Origin of the sequence: Pseudomonas sp. ML2-2023-6 (genome assembly GCF_037055265.1) — a bacterium.
Lineage (GTDB): Bacteria > Pseudomonadota > Gammaproteobacteria > Pseudomonadales > Pseudomonadaceae > Aquipseudomonas > Aquipseudomonas kulmbachensis.
Genome location: NZ_CP146347.1, coordinates 3,043,885 through 3,062,973, shown reverse-complemented (window position 1 = coordinate 3,062,973; position 19,089 = coordinate 3,043,885). Strand labels below are relative to the sequence as shown.

Here is a 19,089-nt window from a genome sequence, read left to right as displayed (position 1 = left end):
TTCACTTCCTTCCCCTTAAAGCCCCAGTATTGAGCCTTCTCGTCGCTCACAGCACATCCAGTGCAGCAAACAATATCGATCCAATAGATCTACCCAATGCATCTATCCCATCCCATGCACCCTCAAGCGGTATGGTCGGGGCTGTAGAGTCGAGCACGTCAGACAGAGCTTTCCCACCGGCCAGAATGAATTCTCCGGTTGAGATTTAAAGTGACTATTAAAGGTATTTTATTTACTTACCTACTCTCTAACCCACAGAGACAAAGGCTTTCAGAGCTTTCATAGACAATATTTTCAAGACCACCCCAGCTATTAATGGGGCTATCAGGACTACTATTTTACTAACCTCGTCAACTATCTGATTTATATGGGTTTTATATTTAAATACCTTTCTAAATAGTCCTCCTGACCTTTTCGTCGCCATGTATCAAAGCCACGCTCTACAAGGGTTGCAGAGCATTAATCACCCCGTTCTTCAGGGGGTGGCGAAAAATAGCCACTTTTGACGGCAACCCGGGATTGGTGTTTTTAAAGGACTTTTCCTGCCCGCTCTCAGAAGCTCCGCATCGCTCACATGCCCAAAAGCATTTCGATATATACACCTATTCAAAATGCAAACAACCTGATGTCTCAACCTCACCAACTAGGCCTTCAGCGGGATGGCGCTAGCGCATTAAAAACATTGAAAACCCCCAGCGACATATACTCAAAATCATCTAACACCTGACCACTAAGATTGCCCCTAAAATAACCTTGATATAATATTTTTTTATGACAGTTCTGAGTCAGAAAATAATTATTACGCTATTTGACGCGCCTGCCTTTTCAAAAAAACTGTCATTACATATTTTCACCAATACTTCATCTGAACCATCCACCTGTCACTTCCCACTATCTAGCAGCAAGACACTAACGACAAAAGGCTCAAGGCCACTCAATATAACCTTACATAACATAATTCTAACAGCCAAAGACTAATCACACATACAAACTCAATCAACAACCCACCACAATACTTATAGAAAAAATACACACCTTGAAAGGCTCCCTTGTAACAACATTTCCTCGCGACCTCTACAAAATCAAATGAATGTCATTTTCCAGTGAATAATCAAACCCTATCGACACCCTCCAATATATGATATCGTAAAGCCATCACCAACAGTACTATGCAAGTCACACCTCAATTTATATTGGAGCCTAAAATGGAACACGAAACAGATACTTATAAAATAAAAATTGACAACATAGCAAAAGAAATTTTCAGCCTGAGCGAAGACACCCGGTTAGAAATACAAAAAAACGACCTTAAAACAATAAATGAATTCAAAAAAACTTATGATCAATTAGAAAGTCTTTTTTTGAGTAGTGATATCGACATTAAAGATATACTTAATCACATTGCATCTGCCGCAAGTCTCGCCAATAAATTAGGCATAGGCCTCGACATAAGATATAAGTACGGCACCCGACTGAAGACTTTCGGCACTAGACTCATGCAAGCTTCATCATCACTTATCGATTCTCTACGCGCCGTTGGAGTTACTGTTACCACGAACCGCACAAACGCAGAAGCAGATATAGATTTTTATGAAAAAAGAATATTAGAAGGTGAGCTTGAATTTGACAGACTAAAACAGAAAACTTCAGATTACTTTCGTGATACAAAGATTGAAATTTCAAATATTTCGCAGATTGCAGAAAACCTTAGAAATGAGATAAACACACTTCAAGAGAACATGCTCGCAGAATCGAAGAAGGCATCAGAAATATCTGATGCAGCAACTGAGCTCGCTAAAGAAGCTCAAACAAATATAGACAAACTACTCGAAACAACCTCATCCAAAGTATTACTTCTAGAATATTCCACCACCGCAGACGAAGAGGAAACCTCTGCCAACAACATGAGATGGCTCTCCCTAACATGCATGGCACTTACTGCCGCAATTCTTTTGTTCACACTATACGACACTTTGAATAGTGAGCTTGACTGGAAACAATCCATCTTTAGAATGTTCATAGCCATAGCCTTATCAGTTCCAGCGGCTTACTTAGCACGAGAATCTGCGAAGCACAGATCTCAACAGCATACTAGTCGACGCATCGCACTAGATCTTAAAGCAGTCACACCCTACATTTCATCTTTGCCAGACGTAGATCAAATTAAAATAAAATCTGAAGTAGCATCAAGAATATTCGGCATGCACAACAACGAAGCACCTTCTGACAGTTACCCACTTAACATTCAGGAACTAGTAAAAGCCCTAATTGAAAAAATACCAACCAATAAAGATTAACCAACCCGTTCGATTAGATATTTTCCTTCGAATACACTCTAGCCAGCAGCACCTTAAATGCTGCTGCCTAGATATCCCCCCATAGAAAAATAGCCTCAGTAAAGATAAAAGTCTTGATCAAAGGACGATCAATTGCATTAAAGGAGAACTGATCAGTTATCGTGCGTAAACCAATGATACCCTGCACGCAAGCCAAAGCCCCGTAGCACGCACCCTACAGTGAACTTAGCCTCTCCACGCTCATCATCAACACCCGCCGTAAAACGATCGTGCACGTTTTTGAAAACTCGATGAAACCGGTGTTTTAAAATTTTTCGCCCAATGTTTCCGGGCACTTGGCCGTACCCCCTTCTGTTGCCTGCCGTGGGCAGCTGTGCAACCGTGCTTCATTTCCATTCAAAACTTTGCACTTTGTGAAAATGCCGATCCCCTGCAGAGCCCCACGGCCGGCCTGGGCTGTAGGTTCGTTTGCACTACATCTGGTTTTGCACAAAAAAAGGACACAAAGCCCGTCGGCGGGAGGGGGATAAGTGCTTTTTCTCTGCTTTTTATTTCTTGCAGGATTTTTTCGATACACCGGCCTAGAGCCCATGTTGTGCCCTACGTGTATAATTTTCTTGTGGATGACCGCATCCCGTGCATCATACGGAACATGCTAAAGGTTTTTTTGGAACAAAATGGCGTAAGGACTATTGTCTTTCTCAGATTGTTCCAGTTTTCTCGGCAGATTGCTCAGCCACTGTAGAATTACGAAGTCTAAGTTATAAAAACTCCTGATAAACTCTCGGACTTGAATAAAAAATGGATGATTTTTTTTACAGATTCAGAAGTGCAGATCGTCTACTAGGCAAAGATGGTAAGCCGGGAGAGCTTGAAAAAACTGAAATATTTTTCGCATCTCCAGAAGAGCTAAATGACCCCCTAGAGGGTCAACTGAGCATTTACTGGAGTGGTGATACAATAGTTTGGAAAAATCTGTTTAAGCACTACTTATACGAACTTACAAGCACTTACCTTAACGTAATGATGTTTGGAGGTGACGCGGCGCAAAATGAAAATATTAGAATTCCATCAAGCCTTGAGACTAACGACGCCAAGGGGAAAATCATAATTGACCAAGTTTTTTCCATTTACAACAACAACTATATTCTTTTAGAGACAATTGAAAGCCTAGCACACAACAACGCCAAGGTTGACGAATCTCAACTATCTGCGCTAATCCTGCCACTACACCAAGAACTTCTGCATTGCGTATACAAAGCATTCAAACAACTAAAATATCCTGATATCGGATTAAGCTTTCTTGAAATACAAGCAGCCCAAAGGGCAAAAGCATTTAAGCATGCAATTATTCCGACTAATAGAAATCAAGCTTTCACAGATAAAAACGCCAGAGCCAGAGCATTCCGTAGTTTGCACTTAAACGCTGAGCAACACCGAGTAATGCTGAGATATAACGAAACAACTCCACGCCCCGGCTTCAACTTCATAACTCATGTATTTCCATTTTCTTTCATAAAAGCACTGAAACGAATGATGTATCCTGATTGGTATACAGCATGCTTTATGTCTAAGTGCGATGACTCTTCGCTATGGGGAAGTTACGGCATAAACCATACCGGCCTATGCCTAAAATACAAGGCGCTGCGGGAGGGGGACAGGTATAGACTGCCAGTAACTCTACCTGTTGGCACGCGCTCAATAGACGAGTTGATATATGAAACTCGAAAAATGCCTCTTCGCGAAGTCACCTACGACAGAAAGGTACAAGAAGTTAATTTCTTTAACTCCATAGGCAACTATCCAGAAAGTAGCCTTCGAGATAACTGGTTTACCAGCGACGAAGGAAAAGCAAGCAAATGCATGCAGTGGCTTGACAACTTCGACACTGAACACATAGGTCATCACTGGAAAGTTTTTGAAGACGCAACCACTACAAAACTAAATGTATGGAAAAGCGAAAATGAGTACCGCCTGGTATTACACCCTACAATATTTACCCTACCAAAAGAAAAACGAGCTATTCGTTATGACTTTAATTCACTGGAGGGCATAATATTTGGAATTAGGACAACCATAGAAACAAAAGTAAGAACCATGAAAATCATCAAGCAATTGATGACAGATCATGGGCGATCGGAATTCACGTTCTATCAAGCAAGTTACGATTGTGACACCAATCTTATTCGACATGACGAGCTAAAATTAATAAACCTATAAAGTCATTTTAATCAACATTGTTGATAGCAGCCGCGCATGGTTTGACTTGTCTGAGAATGCAGAAATATCTCCAGGGCTTGGAGTGAGATTTGTAGTATGCGTATGTCCCGCCAACTGCGTGTTCATCTCCTGCACCAAGTCGAGCAAATCACAAACCACCTGAAACAAGTTCACGCTTTCAGAGCCGATCCAGTTTTTCGGCGCGACCAACCGCTGGCCATCCCCGGCCACGCTTTTGCGCAGGCCCTCGATCCGCTCCTGCATATCGCCACCCACGGTGGCGTTGTATTTATCCCCAACCACCAGATTCAGGTCGCGGCCCGTGGCCTGGTGCAAATCATCCACAGCCGCCACGCTCATTGATCCGCCTGACAGCAGTTTTACGGCGCCCAGCGCTTCTATGGTTTTGACCCCGCCGACTGTCTCTTTTGAATGGTCGTCCACGGTTTGGCTGTGGCTTTGATAGTGCTCCTGGTTGTCCAGGGCCTGCACTTCGCGATCAGCCGAGAAGTCCTGTATGCGGCCATCGGTCTGCCGCGACCAGTTGCCGTCGGCGTCCACGCGCTGCTGGGCGGTTTCGCTGTGCTGCCAGACTTGATCCCCTTTGGGCACCTTGGGCAGGCTCAGGCCGTGGGGCAAGATGGTCTGGATAAAGGGCTTGCTGGGCATGCCATAGGCGAAGTTGACCACCACCATGGTGCCTTCTGCCGGGAAGGCAAAAAAGCCCATCTCATCGCCGCCCACGGGTACGGGCAGCGGTACACCGGCCAGGATTGGCAGGTTGGGGTCGGGTTCGCCGTCCTCGGCCAGTACCTGCAGGTCAACCGCGTACCGGGGCCGGAAGTTGTCGCAGATGCCGGACTGCGCCGGGGCATCGGCCACGCCTTGCACCAAGGCGAATCTGGGCAGGTGGTAGCCGCCGCTCAGCTCGGGAAATTGACGTTCTACGGCGCGTTTTATTGCTTCTTCCACTTCAAACCCATTTGATTCGCGGCCAGCGACACCGAAACGATGCGTTGTGCCTGGTTAAAGGTTGCACCAGGGCGAATGCCTGGCATGGCGGCGACCATGGCGCTTTCATTGCCCTGGTAGCCGTCGAACAATTCGATTGGCAGCTGCAGCGGCTCCCGGGCACCAAAAAAGCTGTCGGCCCAACTGCCCACAAAGACTTCGCCGTCGCCCTGCTGCTGCCAGATCGGGTCGGGGATGCTGAAAACCCGGGCCAGGCTATCCATGGCTAGAATGCCGGTGGCCAAGTTGTAAAAGAACGGGGCTTTTACCTTTGCATAGGCCTGGTCTGGCACACGGAACGTGAGCCCGGTTTTGTTGCTGATAGCGGTCAGCACTGCACGTAAATCCACGTGACGCAGGTTCAGCGGCAGCGGCTGGCTCAGGATTGCAGCCAGCTCGCGACAGAACAGCACCTGCTCTACGGCGTTCACGCTGGTACTGCGCTCGACGTAGCCAATGAAAAACCGCTGTAGCGGCTTGTCGTTGTAACCAATGTCCAGCGTCACCAATCCTTTTAATGGGGCTTTGGCTTGCACCGTGAACGAGGCTCGCCCCGGGGTGCGCAGCTCCAGCCGGACATCGTCTTTGACCAGCGGGTATACGGTGCCGCCGATGGTCAGCACTTTGTGCAGTTTCATGGCGGTCAGCCCATCCAGTTATCAATTTTTTTCAGCACGGCTTCAAAGCCGGTCAACTCTTGCCCGGGCTTTTCCGGATCAATGCCGTTCTCACCGGCAACGCCTTGCCCGGGCGCCGACTGACTGGCCACGGTGTTGCCCGTGCGACGGCCTTCTACCCGCTCGGGGTTGCTCAGCTTCTCGGTCAGCGTGAACTGGATCAGCCAGGCCTGCAGCGTGTCGTGTTCCCGGGAACTGACCCCGTCGCTGAATTGCACCTGGCGCATGCCGAAGGCGGCGGCCGTGTCGTGAACGATGCGATAGGTTTTGAGTTGTCCACCGCTCTCTGTCGCTTCGGCCAGGCGCATCAGCGTGCGCAACCAGTCCGCATCGGCATGCCGGATAAGCCCGGAAAAGGTCAGGGTCTTGGGTTTGAAGCCGGTGTGGGCCGTGTCGCTGTTGCTGGTCTGGCCCGACATATCTCCGCTTTCAATGCGCAGGTTTGCCGTGGCTTTCATGTTTTTGCAGCGCACTTGTTCGCCATCGAGTAGCAGCGTCATAGGCCGATCATCTCCTGTACAAAGCTCAGCCCTTTGCGCGACCCCACCAGCACCATGCCAGCGCAGATCCCCCATTCATGGCCCGGGGCTTGGCCTTCCAGCAGTTGGGCACTCAGCTCGGCGCCGTTCCCGGGGCCGATCAGGCGGCATTGCATGGTGGTTTCAGCGGTGCTCCCGGTCAGCAGCTGCTGCAGCTCGGCCAGCTTTCGGTCGTGGGCTTCGGCCTGAGTGGCTTTGCGTGTAGCCAGGGCCGCCAAGTCGGCCATGGGCGAGCTGTCAGCGGCGTAGCCCTCCAGCGCGGCCAGCTGGCTGGACAGTGCCTGGCTTGCGGCTTTGGTCACGGTGCAACGCTCCAGGGGCATCTGCCCCCAACGCGGCAGCGCACCGGCAGAAGGTAGCTCCCACTTTTCCGCCTCCAGCTTGAACAACTGTTGGGCACGGCGCTGGGCGCGCTCCAGATCAGGGAACGGCAGCAAGGCGTTGAAGCGTGCCAGGGTGGCGGCGAACTGGTCGTATCGAGTGCCCAGGAACAGGATCACCAATGCGTATTGCTGGCCGGTGGGTAGCCCGGTGTCGTGACTGTCCTTAAGTTTGGCGCTCAGCAGCTGCAACAGGTTCGGCGCAGCCAACGCACGCAATAAGCCGGTGCCCTGACCAACCCCACTCTGGAACGGTGTCACTACCAGGCACGCCGGGACTTCACCCAGGGCGTCAGCCATTGCCGAGCGCCCGGCCTCGATCCCCTGCTTTGCAAGTTCAGCAACCGGCCCCGGGCTGGTCGTGGCCATGCCCTTGAGCGTTTCGAGGCGTGACGCGGTGTTGGCCAGTTCAGAACCGGCCATCTGTTTGGCGGTGGCCAGCTGGCTCAGCCATTGGGTTGACTGGCTTGGCCAGCGCATGGTGACGGGCGCCCAGTTCATGCTTGGCCTGCTACCCAGCTCACCGCCTTGATCGCGGCCAGGTCGTTGGCGGTCAGGGCCACATCCAGCTGGTCTTTGAGCAACTGTGCTTTTTGCTGACAGGTCAGCCGGTGATGGTTGAACGCGGCGCTGACCAGGTGCAACTGCTCGGCGGTGTGCTCGCGGTAGGCTTTGACGCCCAGGGCATCACGGCAGGCCAGGTGCCCGTCGTTGCCCAGTACCACCTGGCTAGTCAGGTTGACCTGGTCAATCAGGGTACTGTCGTAGCAGTGTGTTTCGCCCAGGACATCGCAGGAAAAACCCATTGTGATTGCTTGTTCACAGGCCGCATTTACCGCGTCCAACTGTTCGGCGTGACGAATTTTTACCAGTGCCGGCACATCGTCAACCCACTGGCCTTTGCTCCATACCTGGTGCTCACCGGGTGCTCTCAAGGTGTAACCTTTTGGCAGTGGCGCAGGGGTTTCGATCAGCAACGGCTGCCCGGTGATCTTGTGATAGACGATCTCGCCCTGGTACGACTCGATCAGCTTCCACGCCTTGCCGTTCCAATGGGCCGCTTGGTGTGCAGGGATCGCTGGGGGCGCTACTTCCACGCAACCGCCCGGGATCAACCAGACATCTGGCTCTAAAGGGCAGCGGTCAGCACAGGTTTCACCTGTGTAGATCCCATGATGATCAGTCTGAAAAACGATTTTGGTGTCCATATCGGGTCTCAATACTTAATGCAGGCTAGGAAGGCGGTGTTTTGCGGGCGTGTTTCTGCGCCCCCTAAATAACCAATGGTGATGGCGTGGCTGTGGTCGCCGACTGATCCAATGGAAATATTGTGTGTATGCGCCCCTTCCCTTGACGTCGTCGAGTAGCTGTAAGGGATATAGGTCAGGTCATCCCCGGATGTCAGGACTTCTCCCGAAGATCCATCGGGCCCAACAGAGCCTTCCTTGACCTTGTGTGTATGAGCCCCCTGCATGTCGCTGGATGCACCATGTGTGTGCCCACCTGCTCCTGCCGCACTACCCGTGTGGTTGTGGCTGCGGATCTCGTCTGCCTGATTACTGCCCAGTTGTCGCCCTGGGTCGATGCCTCTTCCTTCATCCAAAAAACGTGGAAATAGTCCACGTGAATCTCGAAGGTTGAAGGTGTTAACACCATCGCCTGCACCGAAACGTGTTCCGATCTTGGCGAATAAACGAGCGTAAACAGTTCGCGATACCGCCGCGCCGTTTTCCTTTAGCCACCCCATAGGTGCATTTGGAGTTGAAAACAGCCCTGTCATGCCGACCATGTCCTCTTCCAATTGCAGCCTGAGATTCTGCAGTGCCTTAGTCGTCGCCAGGATGTCGCTGTTGTTGGCCTTTGGATCATCGCTTTTAGCGTTGGGCAACTCGCTGAGCCCGACGTCCTCTTTTGTCGTGCCCCGGGCTCGCAGCTTTTCATAGTCGCCATTGCGTAAGGCCAGATGCTCGATCAAGGCAACGTCGACCGGTTGAGGCAGACGCAAATCGGTCACGGTATTGGAGTTGGGCAGATCCGCGATCGGCACGAAGTAATGACGGGCACCGGCACTGTCGGTTTGGTCGACCAGGTTGGCGCCAAAGACCACTTGGCAGGTGGTGACCATATCGCTGCCCTTGCGCTGTAAAGCGACCTCCAGCCAGGCTTTGGATGGCACGTTGGCCACGTTGATGATGGTCGGCTCGGTCTGCACAACGCGAATGCCTTCAACGTAGGCAATACCCGGCTTGAGCTGATAGCTATTACCTGTTTTGACCAACTGCAGGCCGCTGTCGAAAAAACACGCTCGACCAAAAAAGTCGCGATTGTGCAGACGCTCGCGCTCATCGATGCCGCTTAGGCGTACGGTAAAATCGTGTTGCCAGGTACTGGCGTCGATCGTGATGCCGGTCATGGCCTGGGCGCCGCTGAAGGCGACCATAAAGTTTCGGGTCAGGTTGTTGCCAACCTGGTACGGGTGCCGGTTCTTGCGCTTTTGCTGCACGGGCACATACGCCACGGCTAACAGCACGTTTTCAGCAGTCTGCAGCCCTACCCAGTTGAAGTCCCAGTCGCCTACGTCAGAACCCAGCATCACGCTGTAGACCACCTGATTGGGGGTCACGTAGCCCGATCGCTGAATGGGGGCCGTGTGGACGATTTGCGCTGCAGGCGGCAGGGTTGAGGCGCGATCCACTTCGCTTTCGGGGTTCAAGCCCGGGATGAGTGCGAACACAAAACGGCTGACTTCCAGCGCTTTCTGTTCACCATGCTTTTTCGCGATAAGGTTTTCACCCGCGATCGTGATGTTTGAAGACATGCGTCTACCTGTTCAGTAATTTTTAAGCGTGTGGATGGCGGTCGAAAATGCTCGCCCCGGGGCCAAGTTGTTTAAGCAAGATGTACATGCCCAGGCCGCGCAGGATCTCCCCGGCCCAGAAGCCAAAGAACATGCCGTTATCGGTTCCAAGGCGAACCGCCGGACTCCAGCAACCGTTCATGGGTTGACCAGGTACAGGCGTTACCACGTAGTTGTTTTGCAGCTCGGTGACGCACGCCTCGATCAACGTGTTCAGCTGCGGGTGCTCACAGCCCGCCATGGCAGCCATGCACGCGCCGGACAACCACAGGCCGGTCATATGCCCGGTGAAGTCGTCAGGCACTGGCTGGGGAACGCTGGTCATTGGAAAGTCGGTGGGCAGTACGCCGTTGTGCTGGCTGACAAACTCGCCCAGCCACTGCTGTTGCTCAGCTTGCTGCCCTGGGCTGCCACTTCGGCCTCCCATGCCTGACGCAACTTGGCCTTGGTGGTCGGGATGCCAGCATCTGCCAGCGCCTGTTTAAAATCTATTTCGCTCACACAGCCACCTCGATAAGGCCAAATTCAACGGTTTGGGCAGTGACCAGGTACTGCCCGTCTTTCTGGTCGATGATCCGAGCCGTCCCGGGCACCAGACGCTGGTCGTCTTCCACGATCAGCTCCATTTGCTGGATGCAGTCGGCTCGCTGGAAACGGTCGCGCTCGGCTACCAGCCTCACCAGCAGCCCGCTTTCGCGGATCATGTGGGCGATGTCCTGGGCGATGCTGCCCCGGTCATCGATCAGCACGGGCTGGTTGGACGGGTCTAGGGTCAGGTCGTTGTCAGTGATCAGCAGATCGATATAAAGCGTCATCAGCCCACCGCCATGCCGATCATGTTTTCCATCTCCAGCGGGCTCATCGGCTTGCTGTTGTGGATCTCGACTTTCTCCACGTGCGTGCCTTTGTTCTGGGTCTGGTTGTTCTGGATGCTTTTCAGTAATCCGCCCTGGGGCACAGCGCTGGCCCGTGTTGGCGACAGGCTGGGCATGGATGAATTGAGGGTTTGTTGGAGCTTTTCGCCACGTCCCGCCTGGTCGGCTGCAGACATGGCCATCTTCATACCGGGCATCTCTGGCAAGGCGCCAAAGGCCGCATCGATCTTCACGCCGGGGATCTTGTTCAGCATCTCGATCAAGCCATTGATGGCGTTTTTAAAGATGTTGATGATCCCGTCCCACGCGGCCTTGGCCATGCCTGACCAGCCGCCCATCGAGCTGAACCAGTCACTGAGGCCCTGCAACTGGTCACTGACCCACTTGAACGCGGCACTGTTGAGTAGCGCGGATGTCCACTCGTCCCAGTAATAGGCAGCGGCCAGCTGGCTGCCGGTCATGCCCTTGATCGCACCCTCAATCGTGTACGCCGAGGCCACAAAGTCCCGGGCGCTAGCCCCGTAGGCCACGGAGAATTCCAGCGACTTGCGGTTGAGGGCATCTAGCGCGTCTTCGGCCAACCGCCTGTACTGGGCAAAGTTTGATCTGCACAAGCTCGATGAGGAACAACGTGAACTCCTCAACAGCGATGACCATGACGACCAGCTTCTGAACGCAAAGGCAGCCCGACAAAAAGCGTTGGATAGCGCTTGCTCGTTGAAGCAGTTGGCGAACTGCACTTTTGAAACGCTCTACAAGCAACTAAACGAAGCAACTGGTGAGGCGTGGTATTACGTCCGTATCAATCCGCACGGTGATGCTCCAAGCGAAAAGATCACTTTCACCCTGAAACAGTTTTCATCGAGCACCGAGTTTAAAGCCCGTCTTCTCTACTCCAGCTCCACATGGCTGGGTGCCCAAAAGCACCTTGACCAGATTTCAATGAAGCAAATCGAAGGTATCAAAACCGTAGAAACAATCGACTTTGTTGGGTATAGCAAAGAACATCAGGCTTACATTTTCAATGGTCTTGCCTGTCATAACGGTGTCGTTTACCAGGTCAATTCCGATGATTACTTTGAGTTCGGCAAGCGCCGGGTTAAATGCCTGGTCAAGAACGTAAAAATCAATCCCAAGGCAACCAACAAAGGCTATCGCGATGACTGGCTGGCCAAGCTGTGGCTGTGCTTCGGCGAAAAGGGACTGGCTGCACTGACGTTTTGGTTTGGTTCGCTGTTCTCAGAACAGATCCGGGAACAGTACGAAAGCTTCCCGTTCTTGGAGGCCACTGGCGAACCGGACGCGGGTAAGACCACGTTGATTATGTTCCTGTGGAAACTCTTCGGACGGCCCCATTACGAAGGCTTCGACCCAATGAAAGGTACTGCATCAGGCCGTAGTCGTGCGATGGGCCAGGTCGCAGGGATGCCGGTCGTGTTTATCGAAGGGGATCGCGACAACGACGCATCAAATAACAAATCGTTCGATATGAACGAGCTGAAAGACTTCTTCGGTGGCGGCCTGCTGGGTACCCGTGGTGTGAAAAACAACACCAATGAAACCTATGAGCCTGAGTTCCGCGCAGCAATCGCAATCTGCCAAAACGCTCCCGTCACTGGCAATGAAGCGATTATGAGTCGGATAGTCAAACTGCACTTCCTCAAGCCAAAGATCACAGCCGAAAGCAGCGCGGCCGCAGATGCACTGAGTCAGATGGCAACAGACGAGGTCAGCAACTTCCTTGTTCAGGCCATCAGTCTTGAACCACAGATTATGGCCAAGTTCGCCGAAACCTATCCTAAGCACCGCGAGCACCTGCGCTCGTTGCGCACGCTGAGCTCAGCTCGAATAGTCAAGAACCACAGCATGATGCTTGCACTTGTTGATTGCCTTGCCCTGGTGCTGCCATTGACCGACGCAATGATCACGAGCACCCGTGTAGAGATCATCGAAATGGCGCACGAACGCCAGTCTGCAATCGTCATGGATCCACCAGCGGTAGTCGAGTTCTGGCAGGTCTATGAGTACCTGGAGTCGCTCACCAGCGAACCGTTGGTAAACCACAGCAAGAAGCCTGACGTCATCGCAATCAACCTCAACGGCTTCGCCAAGATAGCGGCAGAACATCGTCAGAAGCTGGCAGACATCGGCACCTTGCGTCAGTTACTGCGTGAATGCCGATCGCACAAGTTGATTGATATCAATCGCACCACATCCAGCGCCATCAACAGCATCCAGCGGAAAAACAACTTGGTGAATCCCCCACCTGAGTCGGTGAGCTGCTGGCAGTTCAAAGCCTGAATTCGAAATGCGGTGTCGAGGAGTTGCAGCTCCCCGACACCAACCACCACTGAGGACTACACCATGAAAGTGACAAACCAAAGCAGCAGCGAAGTAAAGGCTACCACACCGGCCAGGCACCTGGTGGCCACAGCTATTATCGGAGCTGCAGTGATCGGTTACCTGGTACACAAAACACCAGAGGCACGTGTGCGCCTGGAAAGTTTGAGCAGTATGGCCCAAACCTTGGGCGAGCTATCGGAGCGGGATGCTGCCGTAGTTGCGCAGTTACTCGCTAAATCCATGTCCCTGGGAGCTAACTAATGACTGACTCACGCGCTCAAGACAAGTTTGTAATCCGGTTACCCGATGGTCTTCGTCCTGAAATTGCCACCGTCGCCTATAGAAACCAACGAAGCATGAACGGTGAAATAATCTATCGACTGGAACGCTCGCTCGCCTTGGAACTGGTGCTCGATCAGAAGAACAAGGTTATTGCCCAACTGCTAAATCGCATTGCTGAACTGGAAGCCGGGAAATGAAAACTCTGTTTGTTCTGATGGCCCAATACGATGCCCAAGTAGTGATCCCTTTGCATAAGGTCTGCACGGATTACTTTACCCACCTAACCACCAATATGTTTGAGCGCAAGGTGATGGCCGGACTGATTAAAATCCCCATCACTCGGATGGAGGCCAGCCAGAAAAGTGCCAAGGGGATTCATATCTCGGATCTTTCCGAGTACCTGGACAGCCAGCGCGCTGCAGCGATGAAGGAGAGTCAGCAGCTCAACAGCGCACCTCGTAGGGGTTAAATCACTTTAAGGTCAAGGCGCCCAGCTTCACGGGCGCCTTGACCACAATATCCAACCACTTCCAGTTTTCATAAGCGTCCCCCCGTCCACGCAGGTGGGTATAGCGACGCATCGAGTTCCAGTCGCGATGCCCCGATACGCTAGCCACCCTCGGTATATCCCAATCCATTTCAAACAAGCGACTGACACCCTCATGGCGCAGGTCGTGAAAGTGCAGATCGATGATCCCCAAAAACTTGCATGCCCGTGTCCAGGATGCGGAAGTTGATTCAGCACTGTAGGGAAAAATCACGTCAACGGTCTTCGGCATTGACTGCAGGATGGCCAAGGCTTCTGACGGTAGGTGACACCACACATCGTTGCCAATCTTTTGCCCGGGGTTCTTCATATCCCGCACCAGGACTCTACTCCCCTCCGCGTCCAGATCCGCCCACTTGATCCGGGTGATCTCTTCCTGACGCCGCGTCGAGAATAAGGCGAACGCTGTCATCTTGAGCATATTGATGGAAGTCGGGCGCCTGTCCTGAATCGATTGGAAGTACTCCAGCAGCCTATCCAGCTCATCCAGAGTCGGGCGGCGGTCACGTTCTCGACTGCGCATGTTGTAGCCCAGCTTGCGTAACACCTTGCGGGCATCGGCCATCAGGTGAGGGTCGACCTCATAGCCCCATGCCGGGCGAGCAATTGAAAGCACAGCCCCAAGGTGCGCCAAATCGTTGCCAGCGGTCTGAGGCAGCACTCCACCGCCTTCCGGCCCCATTCGCCAGACCGCATACTCAACCAATATCTGGCAGCTCAAGTCCTGGTCATTTACCTCACCCAGGTAGGACTCACTGATAGCCTTGAGCGTGGCAAGCTTGGTTTTACCGAGGCCGCGGGCTTTTTCCATTTCGACCATGTAACGATCGATCATTTCTTTGACAGTCGCCCCTATGCGGTTTGCCCGCTCAATCGCCCCGGGTTGATCCAACTCGGCTTCTCGCTTACGCGCCCACGCCTGAGCGGCCTGTTTACGGGCGAAAGTCAGGCTCTCTTGGTAGACTTGCGCCCCGTCACGTTTTACACGGATCTGAGCGGTATAACGCACCGTGCCGTCGGCTAGCTTTCTGGATCGGATGGTTGCCATAGATGAAGTGGTACACGCCTGTTTTGAAGTGGTACATTTTACCACTCACTTCAGAAAAACGCCCTTTTACCCCCTAAAACACGCCTTAAACACGTAGAGCAAAATGCTAGAAAAATCAGCTACAACCCACGAAAACAAAGGCTCTTCGGTGTCCAGGCGCTTTAGCGTGGCCCCTATGATGGATTGGACAGATCGCCACTGCCGCTACTTCCTGCGCCTGCTATCCAAAAACGCGCTGCTATACACCGAAATGGTCACCACGGGCGCATTGCTCAATGGGGATGCCGAACGCTTTTTGCGTCATGACGAGACTGAGCATCCGCTGGCCCTGCAGTTGGGCGGCAGTGTGCCGGCCGATTTGGCGGCGTGCGCGCGTATGGCTCAGGATGTGGGTTATGACGAGGTGAATCTTAATGTCGGCTGCCCGAGCGATCGGGTGCAGAACAATATGATCGGCGCCTGCTTGATGGCGCACCCGGCGTTGGTTGCCGACTGTGTGAAGGCAATGCGTGATGCGGTGTCTGTTCCGGTTACGGTCAAGCACCGGATCGGCATTAACGGGCGCGATAGCTACGAGCAGTTGTGCGATTTTGTCGGCACCGTTCGTGATGCGGGTTGCACCAGTTTTACCGTGCATGCGCGTATCGCCATTCTGGAAGGGCTGTCGCCGAAAGAGAATCGCGATATCCCCCCCCTGCGTTATGACGTGGCTGCGCAGTTGAAAACCGACTTTCCTGAGCTGGAGATTATTCTCAATGGCGGGATCAAGACGCTTGAGCAATGCCAGGAGCATTTGCAGGTGTTCGATGGTGTGATGCTGGGCCGTGAGGCCTACCACAACCCGTACATTTTGGCCGAGGTCGATCAACTGTTGTTTGGCAGCACTGCACCTGTGATTTCACGGGCCCAGGCGCTGGCGTTGTTACGGCCCTATATCGCAGCGCATATTGCTGCGGGCGGCTCGATGCATCACATCACGCGGCACATTCTGGGGCTGGGCCAAGGGTTCCCAGGCGCCCGACGCTTCCGCCAGTTGCTGTCGGTGGATATCCATAAGGCCAAGGATCCACTGGCCCTTCTGGATCAAGCTGGGGAGCTGCTGGAAGGCCGCTAAACCGAGCGCAATCAAAAAGGGGCCGTTCCTGCACAGGACGGCCCCTTTTTTTATGCTGCCGCTTTTGGATCAGTGACGCTCGAGCGCATTCACCAGGTCGTGGAACGCTTCACGGTTGGAGTCGTTTAGCCCCATCAGGATCTTGTGGGCTTCAAGCACCTTGACCCGAACCACTTCTTCGGACTGGTCCTGCGAAGGCAAGTCTGTCAGGCACTCAGGGCATGGGATTGGCTTGCCGATGATGTTGAACACCTGATCAAAGCCCATCGATTGCAGCAGACGGGTGATGTCTTCGTGGGTGGTGACCACCGTTGGCAACAGGCCTATTTTTTGACGCGACAAAATCGACAGTTTCGCCAGCAAACCCAGTGTGGTGCTGTCGATACTGCGGGTTTCGGTGAGGTCGATCACGATGGCGTTAAAATTCAGCGCCGTGAAAATCCTCTCGATTGTCGCATCCAGTGCCGAACACAACGTCAGACGCACTTCACCCACAAACTTCAGGACGAAGGTGCCATCCTGTTCGGCGAACTGAATTCTACCGGTACTCATTTAAGATTCCTGCTCAACACCAACAAGGCGATATCATCCGGCATCTCCCCTAGCGTAGCTAATCCAAAAACCTGGCGCAGACCATCCAGGCTGCCGCCTGCTGTTTTCACCAATTGCGGTAAAGCAGCTTCTTTCTCTTTGAGCGTAGGCTCGGTCAAAAGATCCAGTATCCCGTCTGACATCAGCGTAAGGCTGAAGGTTTCAGGCAGTTTCAGCACATGATCCTCGTACGTGGCTTCGTTGAACAAGCCAACGGGCAGCCCTCGCCCTTCGAGATAACTAACGCTGTCAGGAGTGTAGAGCACCGGCAGTGGCAGGTGTCCGCCAATGCTGTAGGTCAGCAAGCCGGTTTCTTCATCAATCACCCCACCCACCATGGTTACGTGCTTGCCCAGCTTGCAGTTGATCAGGCCACGGTTGATGTGCCCAAGCACTTCGGAAGGCTTGAACTCCGGCAGGCTGCCATTGCGCTTGGATTCAAACAGCAGGCGTGTGGTCATGAACTTGAGCAGCACTGTGACAAACGCTGAAGACGCGCCGTGACCGGAAACGTCAGCCAGATAGAACGCTACCCGACGCTCGTCGACTCGGAAGTAGTCAACAAAATCACCGGACAGGTACAGCGACGGAATGATCTGATGAGCGAAGTTGAATTCATCAATGGACCAAGGGCTGACCGGCAGCATGTTCATCTGCACCTGCCTGCCCGCGTTCTGGTCTTCCTGCAGTAAATGCAGGCTGGCCTCGAGCTCGCGGTTGGCAGACTCAAGCTTGTCGCGATAACGCTGATTCTCAAGTACTAAACGCGCACGATCCAGCGCCCGGTGTACGGAGTGCTCCAGAACGGCGAGATCTTCGAGCGGCTTGATCAGATAGTCGGCAGCGCCAAGACGCAACGCCTCGACCACATCACTCATCACACCTGCGCCCGAGATGACGATCACAGGCGTTTGCGACGAGCGCAGGGTGACCTGGCGAATCAGCTCCAGACCACTCATTTGCGGCATGCGCAGGTCACAGATGATTAAATCTGGCTGCTCTAGCTCGAACACCTGAAGGCCTTGCAAGCCATTACTGGCCTGAAGGACGCTGAAGCCGCTGTCTTCCAAGTAGGCCGCCAGGCTGGCGCGCACTACGTCGTCGTCATCAATGATCAGCAGCGTGGCACTGGTTTTTTGCATGTGGGCAAACGGCGCCAGAATTAGGTTGTCGTGGAGGCTCGATTACGTCGAGCTCAGCGACTGAATTGGCTTGTGAACATCCCTGATTCAAATCGACTGTGTTGCTCGATCCTACAAAGGTGCCCGTGTAAGGCGCAGACGGTACTCCCATCCGCGGGGGGTTTCAAGCTCAGGCCGATGGTGGCTTGAGGTGTTCGTCACGTTAAATTCCCGCGGGTTATAAGAACCACCAATACGGCAACTAAAACCAAGGTCAGAAGTGTTCTAAAGCAGATTATTTCTCATCTGCAACAATGCAAAAAACGGCCACCCGGGCCGTTTTTTGCGCACACGCAGAGCGACTTAAAAGTCGTCGACAACCTGCCCGTCCTTGACTTTGAATTCGCGGTTTTGCAGATACGCATTGCGGATAAAGATGTACTTGTCGCCGGTGATCAGTTTTTCGGCCGACAACAAGCTAGCGCGGGTATCGATCAAGTCCATGCCGATGGTCATGTTACGTGCCGGGATATCATTGATGTAGCGGTACGGTTCGGTGAAGGAGTCAGGGTAAATGCCGACCGCATCACGCACGGTGCTCGGGCCCAGTAACGGCAGCACGACGTAAGGACCGCTTTCAACGCCCCAACGGCCCAAGGTCTGACCGAAGTCTTCGCTGTTGCGATGCAGGCCCATTTTGGTGCCCAGGTCAAAGAAACCGGCTACACCCAGGGTGGTATTGAGCAACAAACGAGCGGTGTCTACACCGGCGGCGTGAGGCTTGGCTTGCAAGACATCGTTGGCCAGGTTTCGAATATCACCGATATTGCGGTACATGTTGTGGATGCCATCCTCCAAAAATTGCGGAGTGATGTACTGATAGCCTTGAGCAAGCGGCTTCAAGGCGTAGGTATCAATCGTGTCGTTGAATTTGAAAACCACACGGTTGACCCCTTCCCACGGGTCATCTTCGGAGGCTGCATTGGCAGCAAATGGCAGCATGGCCACACCGGCACAGACACATAATTGAGCAAGACGATCGGTCCAGCGCATAGCAAAACTCCCTGAAGTTACTTGATACTTGGGCGCTATGCCCTGAGTCAGGCCCGTAGTATAACGGTAAATCTGTTTTAGGCAGCCCCCAAGCAAGCCTCAAAACAGACTTGTATTAACGATAGACGTTCCGC

Annotated in this window: 19 protein-coding genes and 2 pseudogenes; 7 read left to right on the top strand and 14 right to left on the bottom strand. The window is 53.0% G+C overall.

Translation table 11 applies throughout. The annotated features are described in order from the left end of the window. The first annotated feature begins 1,205 nt into the window (after positions 1–1,205). The gene (locus V6L79_RS14090; protein ID WP_338579005.1) at positions 1,206–2,297 is read left to right on the top strand and encodes a hypothetical protein; all 1,092 of its coding nucleotides are present in this window, start codon (positions 1,206–1,208) and stop codon (positions 2,295–2,297) included. A gap of 801 nt (positions 2,298–3,098) precedes the next feature. Continuing rightward, positions 3,099–4,517: a hypothetical protein gene (locus tag V6L79_RS14085; protein ID WP_338579004.1), complete on the top strand. Its 1,419-nt coding sequence runs from the start codon at positions 3,099–3,101 to the stop codon at positions 4,515–4,517. Here the strand turns inward: V6L79_RS14085 and V6L79_RS14080 are convergent. The 10 genes and pseudogenes from V6L79_RS14080 to V6L79_RS14035 all read right to left on the bottom strand — a co-directional run. Next, positions 4,512–5,489 (bottom strand): hypothetical protein, encoded by a 978-nt coding sequence (locus tag V6L79_RS14080; protein ID WP_338579003.1) that lies wholly within the window; start codon positions 5,487–5,489, stop codon positions 4,512–4,514. The two genes, V6L79_RS14085 and V6L79_RS14080, sit on opposite strands and share 6 nt — an antisense overlap. Further along, positions 5,474–6,166, bottom strand: coding sequence for a hypothetical protein (locus tag V6L79_RS14075; RefSeq protein ID WP_338579002.1), 693 nt, complete (start codon positions 6,164–6,166; stop codon positions 5,474–5,476). The genes V6L79_RS14080 and V6L79_RS14075 overlap by 16 nt, the downstream gene beginning before the upstream one ends. 5 nt (positions 6,167–6,171) lie before the next feature. Continuing rightward, positions 6,172–6,705 carry a DNA-binding protein gene (locus V6L79_RS14070; RefSeq protein WP_338579001.1) on the bottom strand — a complete coding sequence of 178 codons (534 nt, stop codon included), beginning with the start codon at positions 6,703–6,705 and terminating at the stop codon, positions 6,172–6,174. Further along, positions 6,702–7,625: a hypothetical protein gene (locus V6L79_RS14065; protein ID WP_338579000.1), complete on the bottom strand. Its 924-nt coding sequence runs from the start codon at positions 7,623–7,625 to the stop codon at positions 6,702–6,704. Before V6L79_RS14065 ends, V6L79_RS14070 begins: the two co-directional genes overlap by 4 nt. After that, on the bottom strand, positions 7,622–8,332 hold the full coding sequence (locus V6L79_RS14060; protein ID WP_338578999.1) for a phage tail protein: 711 nt from the start codon (positions 8,330–8,332) through the stop codon (positions 7,622–7,624). The genes V6L79_RS14065 and V6L79_RS14060 overlap by 4 nt, the downstream gene beginning before the upstream one ends. 8 nt (positions 8,333–8,340) lie before the next feature. Then, positions 8,341–9,942 carry a phage tail protein gene (locus V6L79_RS14055; protein ID WP_338578998.1) on the bottom strand — a complete coding sequence of 534 codons (1,602 nt, stop codon included), beginning with the start codon at positions 9,940–9,942 and terminating at the stop codon, positions 8,341–8,343. Positions 9,943–9,964: 22 nt separating this feature from the next. Continuing rightward, positions 9,965–10,306: a hypothetical protein gene (locus V6L79_RS14050; RefSeq protein WP_338578997.1), complete on the bottom strand. Its 342-nt coding sequence runs from the start codon at positions 10,304–10,306 to the stop codon at positions 9,965–9,967. Continuing rightward, a complete protein-coding gene (locus tag V6L79_RS14045; RefSeq protein ID WP_338580351.1) occupies positions 10,303–10,482 on the bottom strand; it encodes a hypothetical protein in 180 nt (59 codons plus the stop codon). Before V6L79_RS14045 ends, V6L79_RS14050 begins: the two co-directional genes overlap by 4 nt. Beyond that, positions 10,479–10,796 carry a DUF2590 family protein gene (locus tag V6L79_RS14040; RefSeq protein WP_338578996.1) on the bottom strand — a complete coding sequence of 106 codons (318 nt, stop codon included), beginning with the start codon at positions 10,794–10,796 and terminating at the stop codon, positions 10,479–10,481. Before V6L79_RS14040 ends, V6L79_RS14045 begins: the two co-directional genes overlap by 4 nt. Then, a pseudogene (locus V6L79_RS14035) lies at positions 10,796–11,299 on the bottom strand (phage tail tape measure protein); the annotation flags it as partial. The gene V6L79_RS14040 and the pseudogene V6L79_RS14035, both read right to left, overlap by 1 nt. Before the next feature lie 133 nt (positions 11,300–11,432). Between V6L79_RS14035 and V6L79_RS14030 the strand changes: the two are divergent. The 4 genes and pseudogenes from V6L79_RS14030 to V6L79_RS14015 all read left to right on the top strand — a co-directional run. After that, positions 11,433–13,157: pseudogene (locus V6L79_RS14030) on the top strand (bifunctional DNA primase/helicase); the annotation flags it as partial. Between the two features lie 63 nt (positions 13,158–13,220). Continuing rightward, complete coding sequence (locus V6L79_RS14025) at positions 13,221–13,460, top strand: hypothetical protein (protein ID WP_338578994.1); 240 nt, start codon at positions 13,221–13,223, stop codon at positions 13,458–13,460. After that, positions 13,460–13,678 (top strand): Arc family DNA-binding protein, encoded by a 219-nt coding sequence (locus V6L79_RS24755; RefSeq protein WP_405046593.1) that lies wholly within the window; start codon positions 13,460–13,462, stop codon positions 13,676–13,678. The genes V6L79_RS14025 and V6L79_RS24755 overlap by 1 nt, the downstream gene beginning before the upstream one ends. Next, positions 13,675–13,950 carry a pyocin activator PrtN family protein gene (locus V6L79_RS14015; RefSeq protein WP_153380016.1) on the top strand — a complete coding sequence of 92 codons (276 nt, stop codon included), beginning with the start codon at positions 13,675–13,677 and terminating at the stop codon, positions 13,948–13,950. Before V6L79_RS24755 ends, V6L79_RS14015 begins: the two co-directional genes overlap by 4 nt. A gap of 1 nt (position 13,951) precedes the next feature. Here V6L79_RS14015 and V6L79_RS14010 read toward each other — a convergent pair whose 3' ends face one another. After that, positions 13,952–15,076, bottom strand: a complete 1,125-nt coding sequence (locus V6L79_RS14010) for a site-specific integrase (protein WP_338578993.1) — start codon at positions 15,074–15,076, stop codon at positions 13,952–13,954. A 103-nt stretch (positions 15,077–15,179) separates the two neighbouring features. On the opposite strand from V6L79_RS14010, the gene dusA reads away from it, so the two are divergent. Beyond that, positions 15,180–16,190, top strand: a complete 1,011-nt coding sequence (gene dusA, locus V6L79_RS14005; RefSeq protein ID WP_338578992.1) for a tRNA dihydrouridine(20/20a) synthase DusA — start codon at positions 15,180–15,182, stop codon at positions 16,188–16,190. Positions 16,191–16,259: 69 nt separating this feature from the next. Here dusA and rssC read toward each other — a convergent pair whose 3' ends face one another. From rssC to V6L79_RS13990, 3 genes are all read right to left on the bottom strand, one after another. Then, on the bottom strand, positions 16,260–16,742 hold the full coding sequence (rssC, locus tag V6L79_RS14000) for an anti-sigma factor antagonist RssC (RefSeq protein ID WP_010657349.1): 483 nt from the start codon (positions 16,740–16,742) through the stop codon (positions 16,260–16,262). Beyond that, entirely contained in the window at positions 16,739–17,923 is a 1,185-nt protein-coding gene (rssB, locus tag V6L79_RS13995; protein WP_261742063.1) for a two-component system response regulator RssB, read from the bottom strand. Before rssB ends, rssC begins: the two co-directional genes overlap by 4 nt. 342 nt (positions 17,924–18,265) lie before the next feature. Then, positions 18,266–18,955 carry a VacJ family lipoprotein gene (locus V6L79_RS13990; protein ID WP_261742062.1) on the bottom strand — a complete coding sequence of 230 codons (690 nt, stop codon included), beginning with the start codon at positions 18,953–18,955 and terminating at the stop codon, positions 18,266–18,268. Between the last annotated feature and the right edge of the window lie 134 nt (positions 18,956–19,089).

Bases quoted from the DNA above. Each gene is read 5' to 3' on its own strand.
- V6L79_RS14090 (WP_338579005.1), top strand. From the start codon at position 1,206: ATGGAACACGAAACAGATACTTATAAAATAAAAATTGACAACATAGCA.
- V6L79_RS14085 (WP_338579004.1), top strand. From the start codon at position 3,099: ATGGATGATTTTTTTTACAGATTCAGAAGTGCAGATCGTCTACTAGGC.
- V6L79_RS14075 (WP_338579002.1), bottom strand. From the start codon at position 6,166: ATGAAACTGCACAAAGTGCTGACCATCGGCGGCACCGTATACCCGCTG.
- V6L79_RS14070 (WP_338579001.1), bottom strand. From the start codon at position 6,705: ATGACGCTGCTACTCGATGGCGAACAAGTGCGCTGCAAAAACATGAAA.
- V6L79_RS14065 (WP_338579000.1), bottom strand. From the start codon at position 7,625: ATGAACTGGGCGCCCGTCACCATGCGCTGGCCAAGCCAGTCAACCCAA.
- V6L79_RS14060 (WP_338578999.1), bottom strand. From the start codon at position 8,332: ATGGACACCAAAATCGTTTTTCAGACTGATCATCATGGGATCTACACA.
- V6L79_RS14055 (WP_338578998.1), bottom strand. From the start codon at position 9,942: ATGTCTTCAAACATCACGATCGCGGGTGAAAACCTTATCGCGAAAAAG.
- V6L79_RS14050 (WP_338578997.1), bottom strand. From the start codon at position 10,306: ATGACCAGCGTTCCCCAGCCAGTGCCTGACGACTTCACCGGGCATATG.
- V6L79_RS14040 (WP_338578996.1), bottom strand. From the start codon at position 10,796: ATGACGCTTTATATCGATCTGCTGATCACTGACAACGACCTGACCCTA.
- V6L79_RS14025 (WP_338578994.1), top strand. From the start codon at position 13,221: ATGAAAGTGACAAACCAAAGCAGCAGCGAAGTAAAGGCTACCACACCG.
- V6L79_RS24755 (WP_405046593.1), top strand. From the start codon at position 13,460: ATGACTGACTCACGCGCTCAAGACAAGTTTGTAATCCGGTTACCCGAT.
- V6L79_RS14015 (WP_153380016.1), top strand. From the start codon at position 13,675: ATGAAAACTCTGTTTGTTCTGATGGCCCAATACGATGCCCAAGTAGTG.
- V6L79_RS14010 (WP_338578993.1), bottom strand. From the start codon at position 15,076: ATGGCAACCATCCGATCCAGAAAGCTAGCCGACGGCACGGTGCGTTAT.
- dusA (WP_338578992.1), top strand. From the start codon at position 15,180: ATGCTAGAAAAATCAGCTACAACCCACGAAAACAAAGGCTCTTCGGTG.
- rssC (WP_010657349.1), bottom strand. From the start codon at position 16,742: ATGAGTACCGGTAGAATTCAGTTCGCCGAACAGGATGGCACCTTCGTC.
- rssB (WP_261742063.1), bottom strand. From the start codon at position 17,923: ATGCAAAAAACCAGTGCCACGCTGCTGATCATTGATGACGACGACGTA.
- V6L79_RS13990 (WP_261742062.1), bottom strand. From the start codon at position 18,955: ATGCGCTGGACCGATCGTCTTGCTCAATTATGTGTCTGTGCCGGTGTG.